18 protein-coding genes are annotated in these 16,129 nt (G+C 71.8%); 8 read left to right on the top strand and 10 right to left on the bottom strand.

The window, feature by feature from the left end:
* Nucleotides 1–93: 93 nt before the first annotated feature.
* Genes O7608_RS20545 through O7608_RS20555 form a run of 3 tightly spaced genes read right to left on the bottom strand, consistent with a single transcriptional unit; the run spans nucleotide 94 to nucleotide 4,925 of the window.
* Nucleotides 94–1,284: an osmoprotectant NAGGN system M42 family peptidase gene (locus tag O7608_RS20545; protein ID WP_282227292.1), complete on the bottom strand. Its 1,191-nt coding sequence runs from the start codon at nucleotides 1,282–1,284 to the stop codon at nucleotides 94–96.
* A 22-nt stretch (nucleotides 1,285–1,306) separates the two neighbouring features.
* On the bottom strand, nucleotides 1,307–3,154 hold the full coding sequence (gene ngg, locus O7608_RS20550) for an N-acetylglutaminylglutamine synthetase (RefSeq protein WP_289206157.1): 1,848 nt from the start codon (nucleotides 3,152–3,154) through the stop codon (nucleotides 1,307–1,309).
* On the bottom strand, nucleotides 3,141–4,925 hold the full coding sequence (locus O7608_RS20555) for an N-acetylglutaminylglutamine amidotransferase (protein ID WP_289206158.1): 1,785 nt from the start codon (nucleotides 4,923–4,925) through the stop codon (nucleotides 3,141–3,143). The genes ngg and O7608_RS20555 overlap by 14 nt, the downstream gene beginning before the upstream one ends.
* A gap of 334 nt (nucleotides 4,926–5,259) precedes the next feature.
* On the opposite strand from O7608_RS20555, the gene O7608_RS20560 reads away from it, so the two are divergent.
* Nucleotides 5,260–5,808: a hypothetical protein gene (locus O7608_RS20560; protein ID WP_289206159.1), complete on the top strand. Its 549-nt coding sequence runs from the start codon at nucleotides 5,260–5,262 to the stop codon at nucleotides 5,806–5,808.
* Between the two features lie 34 nt (nucleotides 5,809–5,842).
* On the opposite strand, the gene O7608_RS20565 is transcribed toward O7608_RS20560, so the two are convergent.
* The 3 genes from O7608_RS20565 to O7608_RS20575 form a co-directional block, all read right to left on the bottom strand.
* A complete protein-coding gene (locus O7608_RS20565; RefSeq protein ID WP_289206160.1) occupies nucleotides 5,843–6,190 on the bottom strand; it encodes an STAS domain-containing protein in 348 nt (115 codons plus the stop codon).
* A gap of 194 nt (nucleotides 6,191–6,384) precedes the next feature.
* Entirely contained in the window at nucleotides 6,385–6,546 is a 162-nt protein-coding gene (locus O7608_RS20570; RefSeq protein WP_289206161.1) for a hypothetical protein, read from the bottom strand.
* 126 nt (nucleotides 6,547–6,672) lie between these two features.
* Nucleotides 6,673–7,338, bottom strand: a complete 666-nt coding sequence (locus O7608_RS20575) for a DUF4142 domain-containing protein (protein WP_289206162.1) — start codon at nucleotides 7,336–7,338, stop codon at nucleotides 6,673–6,675.
* A gap of 195 nt (nucleotides 7,339–7,533) precedes the next feature.
* Here O7608_RS20575 and O7608_RS20580 point away from each other — a divergent pair, with 195 nt between their 5' ends.
* The gene (locus O7608_RS20580) at nucleotides 7,534–8,040 is read left to right on the top strand and encodes an MSMEG_6728 family protein (protein ID WP_289206163.1); all 507 of its coding nucleotides are present in this window, start codon (nucleotides 7,534–7,536) and stop codon (nucleotides 8,038–8,040) included.
* Nucleotides 8,041–8,128: 88 nt separating this feature from the next.
* Nucleotides 8,129–8,944, top strand: coding sequence for a DUF1775 domain-containing protein (locus O7608_RS20585; RefSeq protein WP_289206164.1), 816 nt, complete (start codon nucleotides 8,129–8,131; stop codon nucleotides 8,942–8,944).
* Nucleotides 8,945–8,966: 22 nt separating this feature from the next.
* Here the strand turns inward: O7608_RS20585 and O7608_RS20590 are convergent, their stop codons facing one another.
* The 3 genes from O7608_RS20590 to O7608_RS20600 form a co-directional block, all read right to left on the bottom strand.
* Nucleotides 8,967–10,625, bottom strand: a complete 1,659-nt coding sequence (locus O7608_RS20590; protein ID WP_289206165.1) for a copper resistance CopC/CopD family protein — start codon at nucleotides 10,623–10,625, stop codon at nucleotides 8,967–8,969.
* A gap of 99 nt (nucleotides 10,626–10,724) precedes the next feature.
* Nucleotides 10,725–10,958 (bottom strand): ferredoxin, encoded by a 234-nt coding sequence (locus O7608_RS20595; RefSeq protein WP_289206166.1) that lies wholly within the window; start codon nucleotides 10,956–10,958, stop codon nucleotides 10,725–10,727.
* A complete protein-coding gene (locus O7608_RS20600) occupies nucleotides 10,955–12,163 on the bottom strand; it encodes a cytochrome P450 (RefSeq protein ID WP_289206167.1) in 1,209 nt (402 codons plus the stop codon). Before O7608_RS20600 ends, O7608_RS20595 begins: the two co-directional genes overlap by 4 nt.
* Nucleotides 12,164–12,375: 212 nt before the next feature.
* Here O7608_RS20600 and O7608_RS20605 point away from each other — a divergent pair, with 212 nt between their 5' ends.
* Nucleotides 12,376–13,041, top strand: coding sequence for a DUF305 domain-containing protein (locus tag O7608_RS20605; protein WP_289206168.1), 666 nt, complete (start codon nucleotides 12,376–12,378; stop codon nucleotides 13,039–13,041).
* Nucleotides 13,042–13,110: 69 nt separating this feature from the next.
* Here the strand turns inward: O7608_RS20605 and O7608_RS20610 are convergent, their stop codons facing one another.
* Nucleotides 13,111–13,635, bottom strand: coding sequence for a hypothetical protein (locus tag O7608_RS20610; protein WP_289206169.1), 525 nt, complete (start codon nucleotides 13,633–13,635; stop codon nucleotides 13,111–13,113).
* A gap of 107 nt (nucleotides 13,636–13,742) precedes the next feature.
* On the opposite strand from O7608_RS20610, the gene O7608_RS20615 reads away from it, so the two are divergent.
* From O7608_RS20615 to O7608_RS20630, 4 genes are all read left to right on the top strand, one after another.
* The gene (locus tag O7608_RS20615) at nucleotides 13,743–14,144 is read left to right on the top strand and encodes a hypothetical protein (protein ID WP_289206170.1); all 402 of its coding nucleotides are present in this window, start codon (nucleotides 13,743–13,745) and stop codon (nucleotides 14,142–14,144) included.
* Nucleotides 14,145–14,266: 122 nt separating this feature from the next.
* Complete coding sequence (clsA, locus tag O7608_RS20620; protein WP_289206171.1) at nucleotides 14,267–14,896, top strand: cardiolipin synthase ClsA; 630 nt, start codon at nucleotides 14,267–14,269, stop codon at nucleotides 14,894–14,896.
* Nucleotides 14,893–15,795 (top strand): DUF881 domain-containing protein, encoded by a 903-nt coding sequence (locus O7608_RS20625; RefSeq protein WP_289206172.1) that lies wholly within the window; start codon nucleotides 14,893–14,895, stop codon nucleotides 15,793–15,795. Before clsA ends, O7608_RS20625 begins: the two co-directional genes overlap by 4 nt.
* Nucleotides 15,792–16,124 (top strand): small basic family protein, encoded by a 333-nt coding sequence (locus tag O7608_RS20630; protein ID WP_282227308.1) that lies wholly within the window; start codon nucleotides 15,792–15,794, stop codon nucleotides 16,122–16,124. The genes O7608_RS20625 and O7608_RS20630 overlap by 4 nt, the downstream gene beginning before the upstream one ends.
* The last annotated feature ends 5 nt before the right edge of the window (nucleotides 16,125–16,129 follow it).

Here is a 16,129-nt window from a genome sequence, read left to right on the forward strand (position 1 = left end):
GGGTCGGGCGGTTCGTTGGCGGCAGGGGGTCCGCTGGTCGACGAGCGGGCGGCGGCCGCCTCGCCGGCCTCGACCGCCCCGCCGCTGACCGCCTCACACCACGCCGATCGGCCCTTCCCGGGGCCCTGCCTCCTGGGCCGGCTGTACCGCCAGCGAGGGGAAGTCCGCCAGATCGCCGTCGGGCTCGGCGTCCCACTCGGGGAACACCAGCTCGCTCTGCAGGTACAGGCAGAGCAGTTGGGTGAGATGCCGCAGCCCGTCCAGGTGGGTGCGTTCGTGACCGTGGGTGGCGTCCACCCCGAAGCCCAGCAGCGCGACACGGGCGTGCGCGCCGGCCTCCACCGCCGCCGCCACGTCGGAGCGGTAGTAGTCGAACACGTCACGAACGAGGTCGACGTCGTGTTCGGCGGCGAGCCCGGCCAGCTTGCGGGTCAGGTGGTAGTCGAACGGGCCGACGCCGTCACCCATCGCCAGGGTCGCGGCGTCCTCGCGGGACTGCTGCCCCGGGGCGACGACCGCCGCGTCGACCGAGACGATCTCAGCCACGTCGGGGTCGAGACCGTGGCTGGCCCCGTGGCCGACCTCCTCGGTGCAGGTGATCAGCAGGTGTGCGGTCACCGGTGGCTGCCGGCCGGCGTCGACCATCGCCTTCACGGCCGTCAGTACCGACGCGACGCCGGCCTTGTCGTCGAGGTGCCGGGACTTGACGTACCCGCTCGGGGTGATCGTCGGCACCGGCAGGATCGCGGCGAAGTCGCCGACGTCGATGCCGAGGGCCCGCAGCCCGGCGATGTCGTCGACCGGTTCGTCGATGCGGACCTCGACCTGCTCCCAGCCGACGCCCTGCAGGTCGACACCCTCGTTGTAGCGGTGCCCACTGGCCTTCAACGGCAGCACCTGACCGGTGATCACCCGGTCCAGTTCGTCGGTGAAGATCCGCACGTGGGCGCCTTCGGCGAAGCGGGCGCTGTGGGTGCCGATCTGCTTGAGCTCGAGCCGGCCGTTTTCCTTGAGCCGTTTGACCATTCCGCCGATGGTGTCGGTGTGCACCACGATGGCCCGGTCCGCGCCGGTGGTGCGCGGACCGCACAGCGAGGCGCTGAGCGCGCCGCGCCGGGTGACGGTGAACGGGATACCCAACGCGGACAGCCGCTCCCCGACGTACTGCTGCACATGATCGGTGCGGCCGGACGGGCTCGGGATGTCCAGCAACTCGAGCAGCACCTGCTGCAGGTAGTCCAGGTCGAGTTTCAGTGGGGCGGGGGCGTTCGGGTCGGCCGGCATGCCAAGACCGTACCGTCGCCGATCACGGCGTCGCCGCCGCCCCGCCGGGCCCGGCCGGCGACCATCTGCGCTGCGGTGCGCTGGTGCCGGGGAACAGCAGGTCGATGAAGCGTTCGGCGGTCGGTTGCGGCTCGTGGTTGGCCAGACCGGGGCGTTCGTTGGCCTCGATGAACACGTGATCGGGCTGATCGGGAGCGGACACCAGCAGGTCCATTCCGGTGACCGGGATGGCCAGGGCCCGGCTCGCCGCGACGCACGCCTCCGCCAGGACGGGGTGCAGCCGGTCGGTGACGTCGTGGATGGTGCCACCGGTGTGCAGGTTCGCGGTACGCCGTACGGTGAGCACCTCACCGGCTGGTAGCACGTCGTCCATGGCGTAGCCGGCCTCGGCGACCACCTCCCGGGTGAGATCGTCCAGTGGGATCTTCGACTCGCCGCCGGTGGCCGCCGCCCGCCGCCGGCTCTGCCGTCGGACGAGCTCGGCGACGGTGTGTACGCCGTCGCCGGTGACCGCGGCGGGTCGCCGGACCGCCGCCGCGACCACCTCGTGGTCGATCACCAGCACCCGCAGGTCCTCGCCCCGGTGCCGCTGCTCGATCAGCACGTCGGGGCAGTGCCGGCGGGCCAGGGCGACCGCGTCGCGTAGCGCGGCGGCGTCGGTCACGCCGACGGTGATACCGGTGCCCTGTTCGCCACGGGCGGGTTTGACCACGACCTCGCCGACCTCGGTGAGGAACGCCTCGTCGGCGGCGTCGGCGGTGGCGGTGCGACCGCGCGGTACCCGCAGCCCGGCGTCGACGAGCACCCGACGGGTCACCCGTTTGTCGTCGCACCGGCTCATCGCCACCGCCGAGGTGAGCTCGGACAGTGACTCGCGGGTGACCACGGTGCGGGCACCGTGGGTCAGTCGCAGCTCACCCCAGGGGGCGTCGATCACCTCGACCCGGATCCCGCGGCGCATCGCCTCGTCGGCGACGATCTGGGCGTACGGGTTCAGGTCGTCGTAGCCGTCGGGCATGCTGGCCAGGAACAGCCGTTCGTTGATCGGGTTCTTGCGTTTGACGCACAACGTGGGGGTGCGTTCGAAGCCGAGGCGTTCGTACAGCCGGATCGCACCGTCGTTGTCAGCCAGCACCGACAGGTCGACGTAGCGCCGGCCCCGGTCGGCGAGCCGCCCGGCCAGCTCCAGCAGCAGCGCCTGTCCGGTCCCGGGCGGCGCGTGCAGTGGGTCCACGGTCAGGCACCACAGGCTGGATCCGTTGTCCGGGTCGTCGAAGACCGCGACGTGGTCGACGCCGGTGACGGTGCCGACGAGCTGGCCGGTGACCGACTCGGCGACCAGGTGGACGAACCGGTCGGTGGCGGCGTTGTCCACCAGGGTGTCGACCGGGGCGGTCACCATCCCGTTGTGGGCGTAGATCCGGTTGACGGCGTCGGCGTCGGCGTCGTCGCGTAGCAGCCGGATCCGTAGGCCCGGCTCCGGTGCCGTCGGCGCGCTGATGCCGGTCAGGTCCAGCCGGAAGGTCAACGACGGGTCGATGAACAGCTCGTCGGGCAGCCGCGACACCAGTACGTGTGGGTCGGGCAGGTAGATGCAGATGTCACGGGATCCGGCGGCCTCGGAGCGCAGCACGTCGGCGACCTCGGCCGGGTCGTCGAAGGTCTGGCCGAACACCAGCCGGCCCCAGCCGCACTCGAGGATGACGTCGGCGCTGTCGGCGTCGGCGGGCGTCGACGCGGCTGCGGTGCCGTCGGGCGCCGGTGGGTCGCCCGCGACGATCGGGTCCCCGCCGGGGCCGATGCGTTCCCGTCGGGGTGGTGCCGGGTCACTGTCGGGTCGGGCGGTGTTCGTCTCGTCAGTCGATGCCATGACTCTGCAGCCACATCTCCAGCAGTCCGAGTTGCCACAGCTTGTTGCCGCGCAGCGGGGTCAGTTCGGCGTTGGGGTCGCGCAGCAGCCCGTCGACGTAGGCGTCGCGGAACAGGCCGCGGTGGCGGGCCGCCGGGGCGTGCAGCGCGTCGCGGACCCGGTCGAGCAGTTTGCCCTCCAGATGGGTCAGGCCCGGCACCGGGAAGTAGCCCTTCGGCCGGTCGATCACCTCCCACGGCAGCACCCGACGTCCGATGTCCTTGAGGACACCTTTGCCGCCCTGGGCGAGTTTGAGCTCCGGTGGGCAGGTGGCGGCCAGCTCGACGAACTCGTGGTCGAGGAACGGCACCCGGGCCTCGAGGCCGTGCGCCATGGTCATGTTGTCGACCCGTTTGACGGGGTCGTCGACGAGCATCACCGTGGTGTCGATCCGCAGTCCGGCGTCGACGGCCTGCTGCGCACCCGGGCGGGCCAGGTGGGCGGCGACGAACTCGCGGGCCGGGTCGCCGCCGGTGAGGTGGTCGGGGTTGAGCACCCGGGCGAGCCCGGCGGCGTCGCGGTCGAAGAACGACCGGGCGTACGTGTCGAGCGCGCTGTCGCGGCCGACCTCGGCCAACGGTGGGTACCAGTGGTAGCCGCCGAGGATCTCGTCGGCACCCTGCCCCGACTGCACCACCTTCAGGTGTTCGGCGACCACCTCGCTGAGCAGGTAGAAGGCGACGCAGTCGTGGCTGACCATCGGTTCGCTCATCGCCGCGACCGCTGCCTCCAGCGGCGGCACCAGGTCCCGTGCGGCCACCCGGATCTGGTGGTGGTCGGTGTCGAACCGCTGGGCGACCAGGTCGGAGTAGACGAACTCGTCGCCCTCGCGGCCGCCGACGGCGTCGAAGCCGATGGAGAAGGTGGCCAGGCCGCGTTGGCCCTGCTCGGCCAGGAGCGCCACCACCAGGCTGGAGTCCAGTCCACCGGAGAGCAGCACACCGACGGGTACGTCGGCGACCATCCGGCGCCGGACCGCAGTGGTCAACGAGTCGAGCAGGGCGTCCTGCCAGTCCGTCGCGGACCAGTCGGCGCGCGCCGGGTCGCGGGTGAACGGCGGGTCCCAGTAGACCCGTTCGTCGACGCGGCCGTCGGGCTGGTAGACCCGGACCGTCGCCGGCGGTAGCTTGCGGACGCCGGCGAGGATCGTCCGCGGCGGCGGTACCACGCTGTGGAAGCTCAGATAGTGGGCGAGCGCGACCGGGTCGATGCTGGTGTCGACGTCGCCGCCGGCCAGCAACGCCGGCAGGGTGCTGGCGAAGCGGACCAGGCCGGGGCGTTCGTCGACGTACAGCGGTTTGATGCCCAGCCGGTCCCGGGCCAGCACCAGCCGGCCGGTGTCGCGTTCGGTGATCGCGACGGCGAACATCCCCACCAGGTGGTCGACGAAGTCGACGCCCCATTCGGCGTACGCCTTCACGACGACCTCGCTGTCGCCCTGGGAGAAGAAGCGGTGACCGCGCGCCTGCAGCTGTTCCCGTAGCTCACGGTAGTTGTAGATGCAGCCGTTGAAAATCGCGGTCAACCCGGCGGCGGAGTCGACGATCGGCTGGTTGCTGGCCGCCGACAGGTCAATGATCTTGAGTCTTCGATGCCCGAAGGCCACGCCGCCGTTCGACCACGATCCGCCTTCGTCGGGTCCGCGGTCACTCATCGTGGCCGCCATCCGTTCCACCGCGCCGATGTCGGCACGGGACCCGTCGCGGCGCAACTCTCCCGCAAGTCCGCACATGCGAACCCATCCTGCCAGATCAGCCACGGCTCGCCCAGTTGAGCCGGCACCGGGTACCCGGCACGGTGGGTCGCCGGGGAGCCCGGTCGTTCCGTACAGCGAGATCCCGCCCCGACCCGCGCAGTGGATCTCGCTACGCTGTCGGCGGACCCGCCCTCGGGTGACGGATCAATCAAACAGTTGGTTGCTGAACCGATCCCGGCGTTCCGCCGGACATGCGGTACGCGGTACCGTTCGGGTCTGATTTGATGAACGGTCGGCGGATACCGCCCCCGCTGTCCGGCGTGGGCTTTCCGTCCGGTTCCGGCGGGCGTCGTCCGGGGAGGGCACGAAGTTGCTGACCACGCTTGAGGGCTACCACCTGCGCGCCTCGGTACTCGGGCACTCCTGGCTCACCGCACAGCTCGAACGCCGGGGTGCCGGAACGGACCCCACCGCCCTGTTCGGCGTCGTCGAAGGCGCGTTCGTGACCGTCATCGACCAGTTGACCCGCAGCGGCTTCCAGCCCACGGAGCTGCGCTTTTTCGCCGACGCGGCGGCCCGGCTGACCGCCGGCGGACGCGAACCGGTCACCGCCGACGAGGTCGACCGCATCGTCCGGTACGAGTTCGGCGAGGCGGTCGACGTCCGCGACATCGAGGCGCGCCGCGCCGTGCCGGTCCGCCGCGCCGTGGTCGGCACCGCCGTACGCCGGTTGAAGTTCACCCTGCACGACGTGGACAACCTGCTGCGGCGCGCGGAGAACCTGGCGGCGCAGTGGGGCTTCGCCACCACCGGCTACCACCCCGGCCTGATCACCACCGGCTACCTGCTCGTGGTGGAGACCCGCTGGTCCCGCAAACGGCTGCGACACCGGCACACCCAGCTCGGGCAGGTGCTCTGACCCTCGGGCGCCGTCGTGGCGGCGCCCGAGGGACTCACCTCGGAACGGCCGGGTCGGTGACCGACGCCCCGGCGGGGAACCCGAACAGCCCGAGCAGACCGGTCGCCCACAGCTGCCGACGGGCGAACCCACTGAGGTTCTCCAGCTCGAGCCGACTGCCACTGACCGAGGCCGCCTGATGACAGGCGACCAGACTGCCGATGCCGGTCGAGTCGATGAAGCTGACCAGTTTGAGGTCGAGCACGATCCGGGCCGGCGTGGACCGGGCCAGGATCGCGGTGACCGCGTCACGGACCTCGCCCGCTGTGGCGAGATCGAGCTCGCCGTGCAACGCGAGTCGTACCGTGGGCCCCTGAAAACTCTTGGTGATGACGAAATCCACGTCGGGCCTCCGGTCGGGTGGCGACGGGTGCGGGGAGGGATACACCGGAGGACATCGGTGACCGACGCCCAGGGCGGTGTGTGAGCCGTCACGTTACGGTATGTACGTTCGTTGTGCCACCCCTGTCGCGCAGTGTGCGGACATCGCCGTCGACCGGCGCGGCCGCACGTCTCGACGGACCCCCACGGCGCGGACTACCACGGCTCGGCCGGTTCGTCGGCGAGGCCGTCGTCCGGTGCCGCGTCGCCGGTGTCGGCCGGTTCGACCGCCCCGGCGTCGTCCTCACCCGAGGTGACGTTGTCGTCGGGCCCACCCACGGTGTCCCCGCCGCCGCCCTCGTCGTCGGCGTCGCTCATCTACGTGCCCCCCCTTGTCGGTGTCTGACGCCCGGGCGGTGGGGACGTCCGCGCCCCACCGCCCGGGCGATGACCGCTCACACCCGGACCGGACCAGCCCTGTCACACCCGGACCGGCCGGTCGGTTCAGCTCTGCGCCGGGACCGGCGTACCGGGACTGTCCGTCGGTGCCGGCAGCGTCGGCTCGACCGTCGGCTGCGGCGACGGCGTTCCAGGCGCCGTCGGGCTCACGGTCGGGCTCACCCCGGGGCTCGGCGACGTCGGCAGCCCCAGCTGCGCGGCCAGGTTCTGCAGCGCCGCGTACAGCTCGTTGAGCACCGGCAGCGCCTCCTGCGCCAGGTTGACCACCCGCTCGTCGGAGCCCTGGGCGATCTCGGCGTTGGTCAGGTCGACGGCGGCGGCGTAGCCCACCAGTTGACTCTCCACGAACGCCGTGTCGAACTCGCTGGCGTCCAGGCCCTGCAGCCGCGAGATGAGGTCCTGCTGCTGCTGGGTGGGTGTGTCCGGCAGCGTCACGTCGACCTCACCGGCGACCCGGGTGACCTCCTCGTCGAGCTGCGTGTGGTCGGTGACCATCTCACCGCCGATGTCCTTCACGCCCTGGTCGGCGCCCTGCTCGTCCTGAGCCAGCTGCCCGGCTTCGATGGCGGTCAGGTTGACCTGGTGAATGGTGCGCAGGTACTCGCTGTCGGCTTCGGAGGGGGCCGCCGCGCCGGCGGTGGCCGGCAGCAGTGCGACGGCGGTCAGTCCCGCCAGCAGGCCTGCCCGGGTGAGCACGGACCTCTTCATCATGTTCCTCCTCGCTGAGGGGCTCGTCGGGGCACCGAGGTACCCGGCCGCCCCGACGACACACCCGGGGCCCCGGATGACGCCCGCCGGGCCGTCCCGGATGAGCCACACCGCTCGGCGGGTCAGCCCGGGGTTAGCCCGTACTGGGTCGGGGACACACGCGCATGCCCGCTCGCCCGGCGGGTAGCCCCTCCAGGTATGCAGACCTTCCTGCCGTATCCGGACTTCGCCGCCACGGCCGCTGTACTCGACCGTCGCCGCCTCGGCAAGCAGCGGGTCGAGGCGTTGCAGGTCCTGCGTGGTCTGACCGTGCCCGGCTACGGCTGGCGGCACCATCCGGTGGTGCTGATGTGGCGTGGCCACGAGGAGGCCCTGGTGCGGTACGGGTTGACGATCTGCCACGAGTGGACCCGCCAGGGGCACTCCGACACGGTGGCGGACACGTTGCGCCGGGAGTTGGCCGCTACCCGGGGCGTCGTCACCGTCCGCCCCCAGGCCCGGCTCGCCGCCGACGGCGACCTGCCGGACTGGCTCGGCCGGGCCGACCTGCACCTGAGTCACCGCAGCGCGTTGCTGCACAAGGACCCGCAGCACTACCGGCCGCGTTTCGGGGACCTGCCGGCGGTGCCGTACGTATGGCCTACGCGGCGTCCGTCGCCGTCGCCGATCGGGCCGTCGGGTGCAGAAATTCTCGGCGCGGATTGAACCATCCGGCCCGGGTGTGCGAACCACCTACTGGTGGATCAGGTTTCGGCGGCCGGGAGCAGCCGCCGTCGTACGGGAGGCAGGGCTGATGGTGAGTGGTCGACGCGCGGTCGGGGCGCTACGCGCGGGTGTCGTACGGGGCGGCGCCGCGCTGGTCGCCACGGCGGCCCTGGTCAGCCTGACCGGCACCGTCGCCGTGGCGGCCGACGTCGTGATGGAGCCGACCTCGGCACCCCGCGGTGCCGGGATCATGCTCTCCTTCGCACTGCCGCAGGAACGGCCGGCGGCGTACACGACGCAGGTCCAGCTGGACCTGCCGGCGGATCTGCCGATCGCCGAGGTGTACCCGATGTCCGTCGACGACTGGGCACCACGGATCACCAACCGGACGCTCGCCGAACCGCTGCCGGCCCTGCACGGCGGGATGATGACCGATGTGACCGAGAGCATCGTCTGGCAGCGGGTCGCCGCGGCACCGGTCGCGACGGACCCCGTACGCCTGTCGGTGTCGATCGGGCCGCTACCCGACGCCGACCGGGTCGACTTCACGCTCACCCAGACGTACTCCGACGGCACCGTGGTGCGTTGGGGCGGTCCGGACGGGCAACGGCCCGGCCCGGTCCTGACCTTGACCGCGGCCGACCCGGCAGCCGCCGCCGGGCACGGCGGACACTCCGGCGGTCAGCCCGGCGGCACCACCGACGCGGCGGCGGCACCACCGGTGGACCCGTCGGGCGGCGGCACCGGGTGGGCCCTGATGCTTGCCGGTCTCGCCGGCGGCACCCTGCTCGGCGCCGTCGGCGTCTGGTGGCGCGGCCGCCGGTCGACCACCGCAGCGGGCTCCGGCGACGACGCCGACCAGCTGGTCGGGGCCGGTGCCAGCGGCTGGCGGCTGACCGACTGACCGCCTGTCGGACCCCGGCGGCTCACCGCACCGGCACCGTCGTGGTCACCGTCGCCTGGTCGATGTCGGACAGCCGGATCGTGAACCGGACCTCCCAGTCACCCGGCACCGGGAAGGCGACCGACCCGGCGGCGTGGTTGTCGTCGATGGGCAGCAGCAGCGTGGTGACCGGTTCGACCCCGACCGCCGGCAACGCCGTGGTCATCGACCACTCCTCGACCGGTAGCGGCGCACCCTCGGCCGTGTACACGTAGGCGTGGACGGTGTTGTACTCGCCGAGCTGCACCGGGTAGATGTCGAACTGCAGCGTGTAGAGCGAACTGGTCAACGTCTGGGCGAAGCTGTCCTGCCCGAGGGCCTGCGCCTCGACGGCGGCGGTGCGGCCCGGGGTGGTCTGCACCAGCACGGCGCTGACCCCGAGCGCGGCGACGGCCACGGCGACCTCGATGCCGACCAACCCGCGCAGCCGGCCGGACCGGGCCGTCGGCCACCGGTTGACCAGCCGACGTGCGTACCCGGCGGTCAGCAGCAACGCCACCGTCAGGGCGACCTTCGCCAGTAGCAGCCGGCCGTAGGTGGTGTCACGCAGCGCGGTCAGGCTCGCGGTTTCCATCAGCCCCTGGACCGCGCCGGCGAGCACCAGCCAGCAGACCGCGACGGTCGCCCACCGTGACCAGACCGGCAGGATCCGGCCGAGCACCCGGGGATGGGCGTGGCGCAGCAGGACAGCGCCGAGCACGGCCAGCCCACCCACCCAGATTCCGACGGCGGCGACGTGCACGGTGTCGGCGACGACGCTGACCGCCGGCACCGGTGCGGCGACGGCATGTCCCGCCAGCGGCCAGGTGACCAGGCCGACGGCGCCCACCGCGCCCACCGCTGCGTGCCGCCGCCGACCGCCGGCACCGGCCAGCACCGGCGCGATGAGGAGAGCGACGACCGCCGTCACCGCCAGCCGGGCCAGCAACGCCAGCCCGTACCCGCTGGTCAGCACCGCCGTCAGATCGCCGACGGTGACCTGCCACAGCGCGCTCGCGGTGGCGTACGGCGCCTGGACCCACAGCCCGGCGACGCCTGCCGCCGCGATCAGCCCCAGCCCGACGCGGACCATCAGCACCGCCGGCCGCCGCCGCACCCCCGGCGGCCACAGCGCGGCGAGCAGCAGCGTCGGGCCGAGGACCAGCACCACGCCGAGGTAGCCGACGTACTTGCTGACCGCGACCGCCACGGTGACCGCCGGCTGCTGCCCGTCGGCGTCGATCTCCGGTACGGTCGCCGACGGCGCACCCACCGAGTAGGTGTACCCGCTGCCCACCGGATGGCTGTCCGCGGAGATGATCCGGTAGCTGACCAGGTAGGTGCCGAGCGGCCGGTCCGGGACCCGTACGGGGATGACGACGGTGTTGCCCTCGGCCCTCGGCGTGCCGTCGGTGATGCGTTTGCCGTCGGGCGCGAGCACCTGAAGGCGGTCGGTCACCGGCCGCACCGGTTCGCTGAAGGTCAGGACGATCTGGCGCGGTGCGCTGCCCAGCACCGACCCCGGCACCGGGTCGGCCGTCACCAGGACGGCGTGCGCGGCGGCCGGACCCGCCGGTGCGGCGAGGACCAGCAGCCCACTGACCACCAGCACTGCCAGGCCGGAGGCGCCGTGGCGCCACCAGCGGTCGACCCGTCGTCGCATCGTCCCACTTCCCACCCCAGATAGTTCGTCGCGGACGGGAGAATGGTTCATCACCCCGCCCGCAGACGCACACGGCGGGGTCGTGGCGGTGACGTGACGTCAGACCAGCGGCGCCACCGTCGTACCGTCGCGGTCGCGGACGGTGATCGCTTCGACGGGGCACGACTCGGCGGCGTCGATCACCGCGTCGTCGGGGGAGACGTCGGTGGCCGTGGCCCGGGAGACGCCGTCGACCATGGCGAACCGCTGCGGCGCGAGGCCGGCGCAGATGCCGGCGCCGACACAACGTCGCGGGTCGACGTGCACCAGCCAGGTCGTCTCGGCGGCGCTCATCCCCAGCTCACCGGCATGCTGCGCAGCCCCCGCACGATCAGGCCGCTCTTCCAGACCAGCTGCTCCTCGGGTACGGCCAGACGCAGCCCGGGCAGGTGCCGCAGCACGGCCTCGACGGCCACCTGCAACTCCATCCGGGCCAGCTGGGCACCCAGGCAGTGGTGGACTCCGTGGCCGAAGCCGATGTGCGGGTTGGGTTCCCGTGCCAGGTCGAGTGCGTCGGGGTCGGGAAAGACCGCCGGGTCGCGGTTGGCCGCCGACAGGGAGCAGATGACGGGTTCGCCGGCACGCACCAGGGTCCCGCCGACGTCGACGTCGGCGGTGGCGTACCGGGCGAAGGCCGCGGCGACGCCGAGTGGGACGTAGCGCATCAGTTCCTCGACGGCGGCCGGCACCCGGTCGGGGTCGGCGCGCAGCGCCGCGAACTGCTCCGGGTTGGTCAGCAGCAGATAGACGAAGTTGGGGATCTGGGTGACCGTCGTTTCGTGCCCGGCGGCCAGCAGACCGGCGGCGAGCTGGACCAGTTCGGTCTCGGTGAGCCGGTCGGCGTCGGCGTCGCGGGCCGCGACCATGGCCCCCAGCAGGTCGTCGGTGGGCTGGCGGCGGCGTTGGGCGACGAGCCCGGCGATGTAGCCGTAGAGGTTGTCCAGGTAGTCCTGCACCTGTTGCGGGGTCAGCGAGGTGGTCGAGACGATCGCCTCGGACCAGACGTGGAACCGGTCCCGGTCGGCGTACGGCACTCCGAGCAGTTCACAGATCACCCGGATCGGCAGTGCCGTGGCGAACTCGGCCACCAGGTCGGCGGGTGGGCCCTTGTCGACCATGTCGGTGAGCAGTTCGTCGGCGAAGCGGACCGCCTGCGGGCGCAGCTGCTCGACCCGGCGGGCGGTGAACGCCTTGGCGACCAGCCGCCGCAGCCGGGTGTGTTCGGGGGGATCCATCGACAGCACCCCGCCTTCGATTCGTCGAGGGATGATCCGTGGCTCGTCGCGGGTGACGCTGGCGGCGCGGGAGAACCGGGGGTCGCCCAGGACGAAGCGGACGTCGGCGTAGCGGGTGGCCAGCCAGGCGGGTTCCCCGAAGGGCAGCTGCACCCGCAGGAGCGGGAGCCGTTGACGTATCTGCTGGTAGCTGGGGTCGAGCCGGAGCCGGTCGGGTGGCGCGAAGGGGTAGGCGCGGGGCGGTTCGGATCGGGCGTCGGTCACGGTACGCCTCCTCGGCGGGCGTCGGTCACTGACGGTGTCGTTGTGGGTACTCGTCCACCGATCGCCGATCGTAGTGAGATTCATCGATCATTTACAGCCATGGTGTCACCCGGTCGACTGAGGTGTCTTCGTGTTCCTGTGTGGAGAATCCGCTTCGCGGCTACGCTCGATCCGTACGCGGCACCCCCCGCTCGTGTGTCGAGGGGGAGTCGATGGCGGTCGTAGGTCGGTGGTTCGCCGCCGTGGCGGTGCTGGCACTGCTGTCGGCAGGTACGGCGTGTGGTGGCGCGACCCGGTTCGGCACGGCACCGGTCGGTGGTCCGTCCGTTGCGGCGGACCAGGTGGCTCACGGCCCGAGCCCGGCCGACGTCCGGTTCCTCCACGAGATGATCGTCCATCACCAGCTGTCGGTGGACATGGCGGCGATGGTCGACGTCCGGGGCAGTCGGTACGAGGTGAAGACGCTCGCCGCCGAGCTGGGGCGCGTCCAGCGGGACCAGATCCGGATCATGCGCGGATGGTTGCGTGAGTGGGAGTCGGCCGCGAGCGCCGAGCCGTCGGCATCGGCGTCGCACCTGCTCCGCACGCCTGCCACCGCTTCGCCGGCGTCGTCGGTGAGCGGGTCGACGCGGCCGCCCGTACCGACTCCGGGGGTGGCGACGCAGGCGCAGTTGTCGGCGTTGGCGCGGGCCGGAGGAGCAGCGCTGGACCGGTTGTTCCTCGACCTGCTGATCAGTCACCACCAGCGGTCGGTGGACCTCGCGACGGCGTACCAGCGGGTCGGCGACCCCCCCGCCGTCCGGAGGCTGGCGCAGCAGATCGCGGCGACACACCAGGAACGGCTCGAACTCAGTCGGTCGTTGCTTGCCGCCAACTGACAGCCGACAACCTATCGTCCTAGGACGCGCTACAGGGTGTGCACCACCGCCATCAACGACAGAGAGGGTTCAGCTCTCGTCGTCTGGCTGAGCGTGCGAAAAGATCACCGGAGTTACCGGACGGACGGCGGCAGCTGACGTGTCGACCCGGGTCGGGGCCGTCGTCATCGGCACGTGTTCACCGGTCAGTACCAGCAGCTGGTACGCGCGTTCCGCAGGCAGCCGCCCGGTGACGATCGCGACCCGCAACGGTACGGGTGGTCCGCCTGCGACGACCTCGACCGGCAGGTCGAGCACCCGGGGGTCGACCTGCCGGTCGGCGAGGTGCCCGGCGGCAGCGGGCGGCAGGTCCCGCCACGGCCGTACGGTGTGCTCGGTGAAGCCGTGACCGGCCCACTGCTCGGCCTGCGCGCTGACCCGGTCGGCGACGTGCTGGGGCACGACGTCGCGCCCCCCGAGGTCGTCGCTGAGCAACGCCCGGGCCAGCGGGCTGAGGTCGGCGACCGGGCACCAACGGGTGCGCCTGCCCCGACGGGCGGCCGTCGTCGCGCCACCCGGGGTGTCTGAGTCGAGGTCAGGCGGCATGACGACCATCCAAGCATGATCGATTGAGGTTCCGTGGCAAGGGGTCGCAGGTGACCTGGCTCCGCCGCCCGGGGCGGCGGCGGTTTGCCGACTGGTCCGGCGGGTAGCCCCGTGGGGTGTCTGACGACGATCGACAGCGGTTGGCGCCGCCGGCGGGGGTCGGCACACCGACGGAGGAACGCTGGGAGTACGGCTACCTGTACTTCGTCCACACGGTCGCACCAGCGCAGGGGTCGCAGCCGCCGGTCGCCGGTCCGACGGTGACGGTGGTGGCCGACGGCGCGGGGCACCGGTGCGCGGTGCTGGCGGGGCGTCGGCTGGAGGTGCTCAACGAGTTGGGCGGTGCGGGCTGGGTGATCAGCGACGGGTTGTGGAATCCCGAGCAGGTGCGGTGGCTGGCCGAGGCGGTGGGGGCGGTGGACGGGGTCGACCGGATGGTCGGGTACTGGCAGTCGTTCATGCGTCGCCGGGTGGGCGGGGACCCGGACGGCGACGGTGAGTCGCCAGGGGGGCGTTGAGGGGCGCGTTATAGTGGCGCTCGCCAGGTGACAGCACCCGATGGGGGCCGTCGGCTCGCTCGCCGCCGCTGTGTGTCCGCTCCGGGGGGACGGCCGGTCGGGGCGGGGGAGAGGAAGTGTCGGTGTCGCGTCCGTCCGCGCAGTCCGCGTCGACGCGGGCCGATGTGGCGTCGCGCGTGGTGACTGTTCCCAACTTCATCAGTTTTGTCCGCTTGCTTGGTGTTCCGCTGTTCCTGTACCTGTTCCTGGTGCAGCGGGCGGACGTCGCGGCCGTCGTGGTGCTCGCGGTCGGTGGTACCACCGACTGGGTGGACGGGTTCGTCGCGCGCCGGATGCGGCAGGTGTCCCGTCTGGGGGAGCTGCTCGATCCGCTCGCTGACCGGCTGTACATTCTGGCCACGTTGGTGGCGTTCACCGTCCGTGAGGTGATGCCCTGGCAGTTCACCGTGGCGCTGCTGGGCCGTGAGGTGCTCTTGGCAGGGAGCCTTGTGGTGCTGCGCCGGTTCGGTTACGGGCCTCCGCAGGTGCACTACGTCGGCAAGACCGCGACCTTCGTGTTGTTGGCGGCCTTCCCGATCCTGTTGCTGTCGGCGGTGCTCGGCTTCACCACCCTGGCGACGGTCGCGGCAGCGGTCGGCTGGGGGCTGGCCTGGTGGGGTCTGGTGCTGTACTGGCTGGCCGGCCTGCTGTACGTGTGGCAGACCGCCGCGTTGGTGCGGTCGATCCGGGTGACAGGGACGGAGCGCGCATGAGTGGCGTCGATGGTGGCCGGGGCCGGGGCTTCGTGCCCGACCTGCTGACGGAGCTGTTCCAGACACCGCTGGATCCCGGCTACGCCGATGCCGCAGCGCGGCGGGCGGCGGTGGGTCCACGACGGGGCTGGCGGCGCAGGGCCGCCCGGGGACTGACCGCCGTGTCGATGGCCGCCGTGGGCTTCCTTCTGGTGTTGGCGTACCAGAAGACGGTCGAGGAGGAGCCGAGCCGGTCGCAGGCACGCGCCGGCCTGGTCGCTCAGGTCACCCAACGGCAGGCGGAGACCGACGAGCTGCAGGCGCGGGCGGACACGTTGCGCGACGAGGTGGCCCGTCAGCGCGACGCCGCGTTGGAGGGTTCACAAGCGGCTGACCTGCGTGACCTTGAGGCTGCGGCCGGGCTGGCCCGGGTCCGTGGCGACGGGGTGGTGGTGCGGTTGGCGGACGGTCCGGAGACGGTGGATCCGGTGACCGGTCAGGGGCAGGTGAACGAGTTGGGCCGGGTGCTCGACCGGGACCTGCAGGATGTGGCGAACGCCTTGTGGGGTGCTGGGGCGGAGGCGGTGTCGGTCAACGGCCAGCGGTTGACGTCGACGTCGACGATCCGGGCGGCGGGCAGCGCTATCCTGGTGGACTTCCGGCCGTTGACGGGGCCGTACGAGGTGTCGGCGATCGGGCCGGGGCAGCTGGCCGACGATTTCCGGTCCAGCCAGGTGGCGGCGTTGCTCAGGATGATCTCGGCGGAGCATGGTTTGTCGATCGAGGTACGTTCTGCCGAGGATCTGGTGTTGCCGGCGGCGGGGGAGCCGCAGCTGCGGTACGCCCGGGCGGCACCGTCCGGTCCGCCTGCCGCCGATGGCGCTGATCCGTCCGTGACGACTTCGGGAGGCCCTCGATGACCGCCGTGTTGGCGTTGCTCGCCGGGATGCTGCTGGGTGTCTATTTCGATCCGGTGGTGCCGGCGGTGTTGCAGCCGTATCTGCCGATCGCAGTGGTGGCGGCGTTGGACGCCGTGTTCGGTGGGGTGCGGGCCAAGTTGGACGGGATCTTCGACGACAAGCAGTTCGTGATTTCGTTCATCTCGAATGTGCTGGTGGCGGGGCTGATCGTGTACCTGGGGGACCAGTTGGGCGTGGGTGGGCAGCTGTCGACCGGGGTCGTGGTGGTGCTCGGGGTGCGGATCTTCGGCAATGTCGCGGCGATCCGTCGGCATCTGTTCCGGGCGTGAGGCGG

The organism is Solwaraspora sp. WMMA2056, assembly GCF_030345095.1.
Lineage (GTDB): Bacteria > Actinomycetota > Actinomycetes > Mycobacteriales > Micromonosporaceae > Micromonospora_E.

What these genes read in the sequence shown, in the direction of transcription:
- O7608_RS20545 (WP_282227292.1), bottom strand. Translation starts at nt 1,284, where the DNA reads ATGCCGGCCGACCCGAACGCCCCCGCCCCACTGAAACTCGACCTGGAC.
- ngg (WP_289206157.1), bottom strand. Translation starts at nt 3,154, where the DNA reads ATGGCATCGACTGACGAGACGAACACCGCCCGACCCGACAGTGACCCG.
- O7608_RS20555 (WP_289206158.1), bottom strand. Translation starts at nt 4,925, where the DNA reads ATGTGCGGACTTGCGGGAGAGTTGCGCCGCGACGGGTCCCGTGCCGAC.
- O7608_RS20570 (WP_289206161.1), bottom strand. Translation starts at nt 6,546, where the DNA reads ATGAGCGACGCCGACGACGAGGGCGGCGGCGGGGACACCGTGGGTGGG.
- O7608_RS20575 (WP_289206162.1), bottom strand. Translation starts at nt 7,338, where the DNA reads ATGATGAAGAGGTCCGTGCTCACCCGGGCAGGCCTGCTGGCGGGACTG.
- O7608_RS20580 (WP_289206163.1), top strand. Translation starts at nt 7,534, where the DNA reads ATGCAGACCTTCCTGCCGTATCCGGACTTCGCCGCCACGGCCGCTGTA.
- O7608_RS20585 (WP_289206164.1), top strand. Translation starts at nt 8,129, where the DNA reads ATGGTGAGTGGTCGACGCGCGGTCGGGGCGCTACGCGCGGGTGTCGTA.
- O7608_RS20590 (WP_289206165.1), bottom strand. Translation starts at nt 10,625, where the DNA reads ATGCGACGACGGGTCGACCGCTGGTGGCGCCACGGCGCCTCCGGCCTG.
- O7608_RS20595 (WP_289206166.1), bottom strand. Translation starts at nt 10,958, where the DNA reads ATGAGCGCCGCCGAGACGACCTGGCTGGTGCACGTCGACCCGCGACGT.
- O7608_RS20605 (WP_289206168.1), top strand. Translation starts at nt 12,376, where the DNA reads ATGGCGGTCGTAGGTCGGTGGTTCGCCGCCGTGGCGGTGCTGGCACTG.
- O7608_RS20610 (WP_289206169.1), bottom strand. Translation starts at nt 13,635, where the DNA reads ATGGTCGTCATGCCGCCTGACCTCGACTCAGACACCCCGGGTGGCGCG.
- O7608_RS20625 (WP_289206172.1), top strand. Translation starts at nt 14,893, where the DNA reads ATGAGTGGCGTCGATGGTGGCCGGGGCCGGGGCTTCGTGCCCGACCTG.
- O7608_RS20630 (WP_282227308.1), top strand. Translation starts at nt 15,792, where the DNA reads ATGACCGCCGTGTTGGCGTTGCTCGCCGGGATGCTGCTGGGTGTCTAT.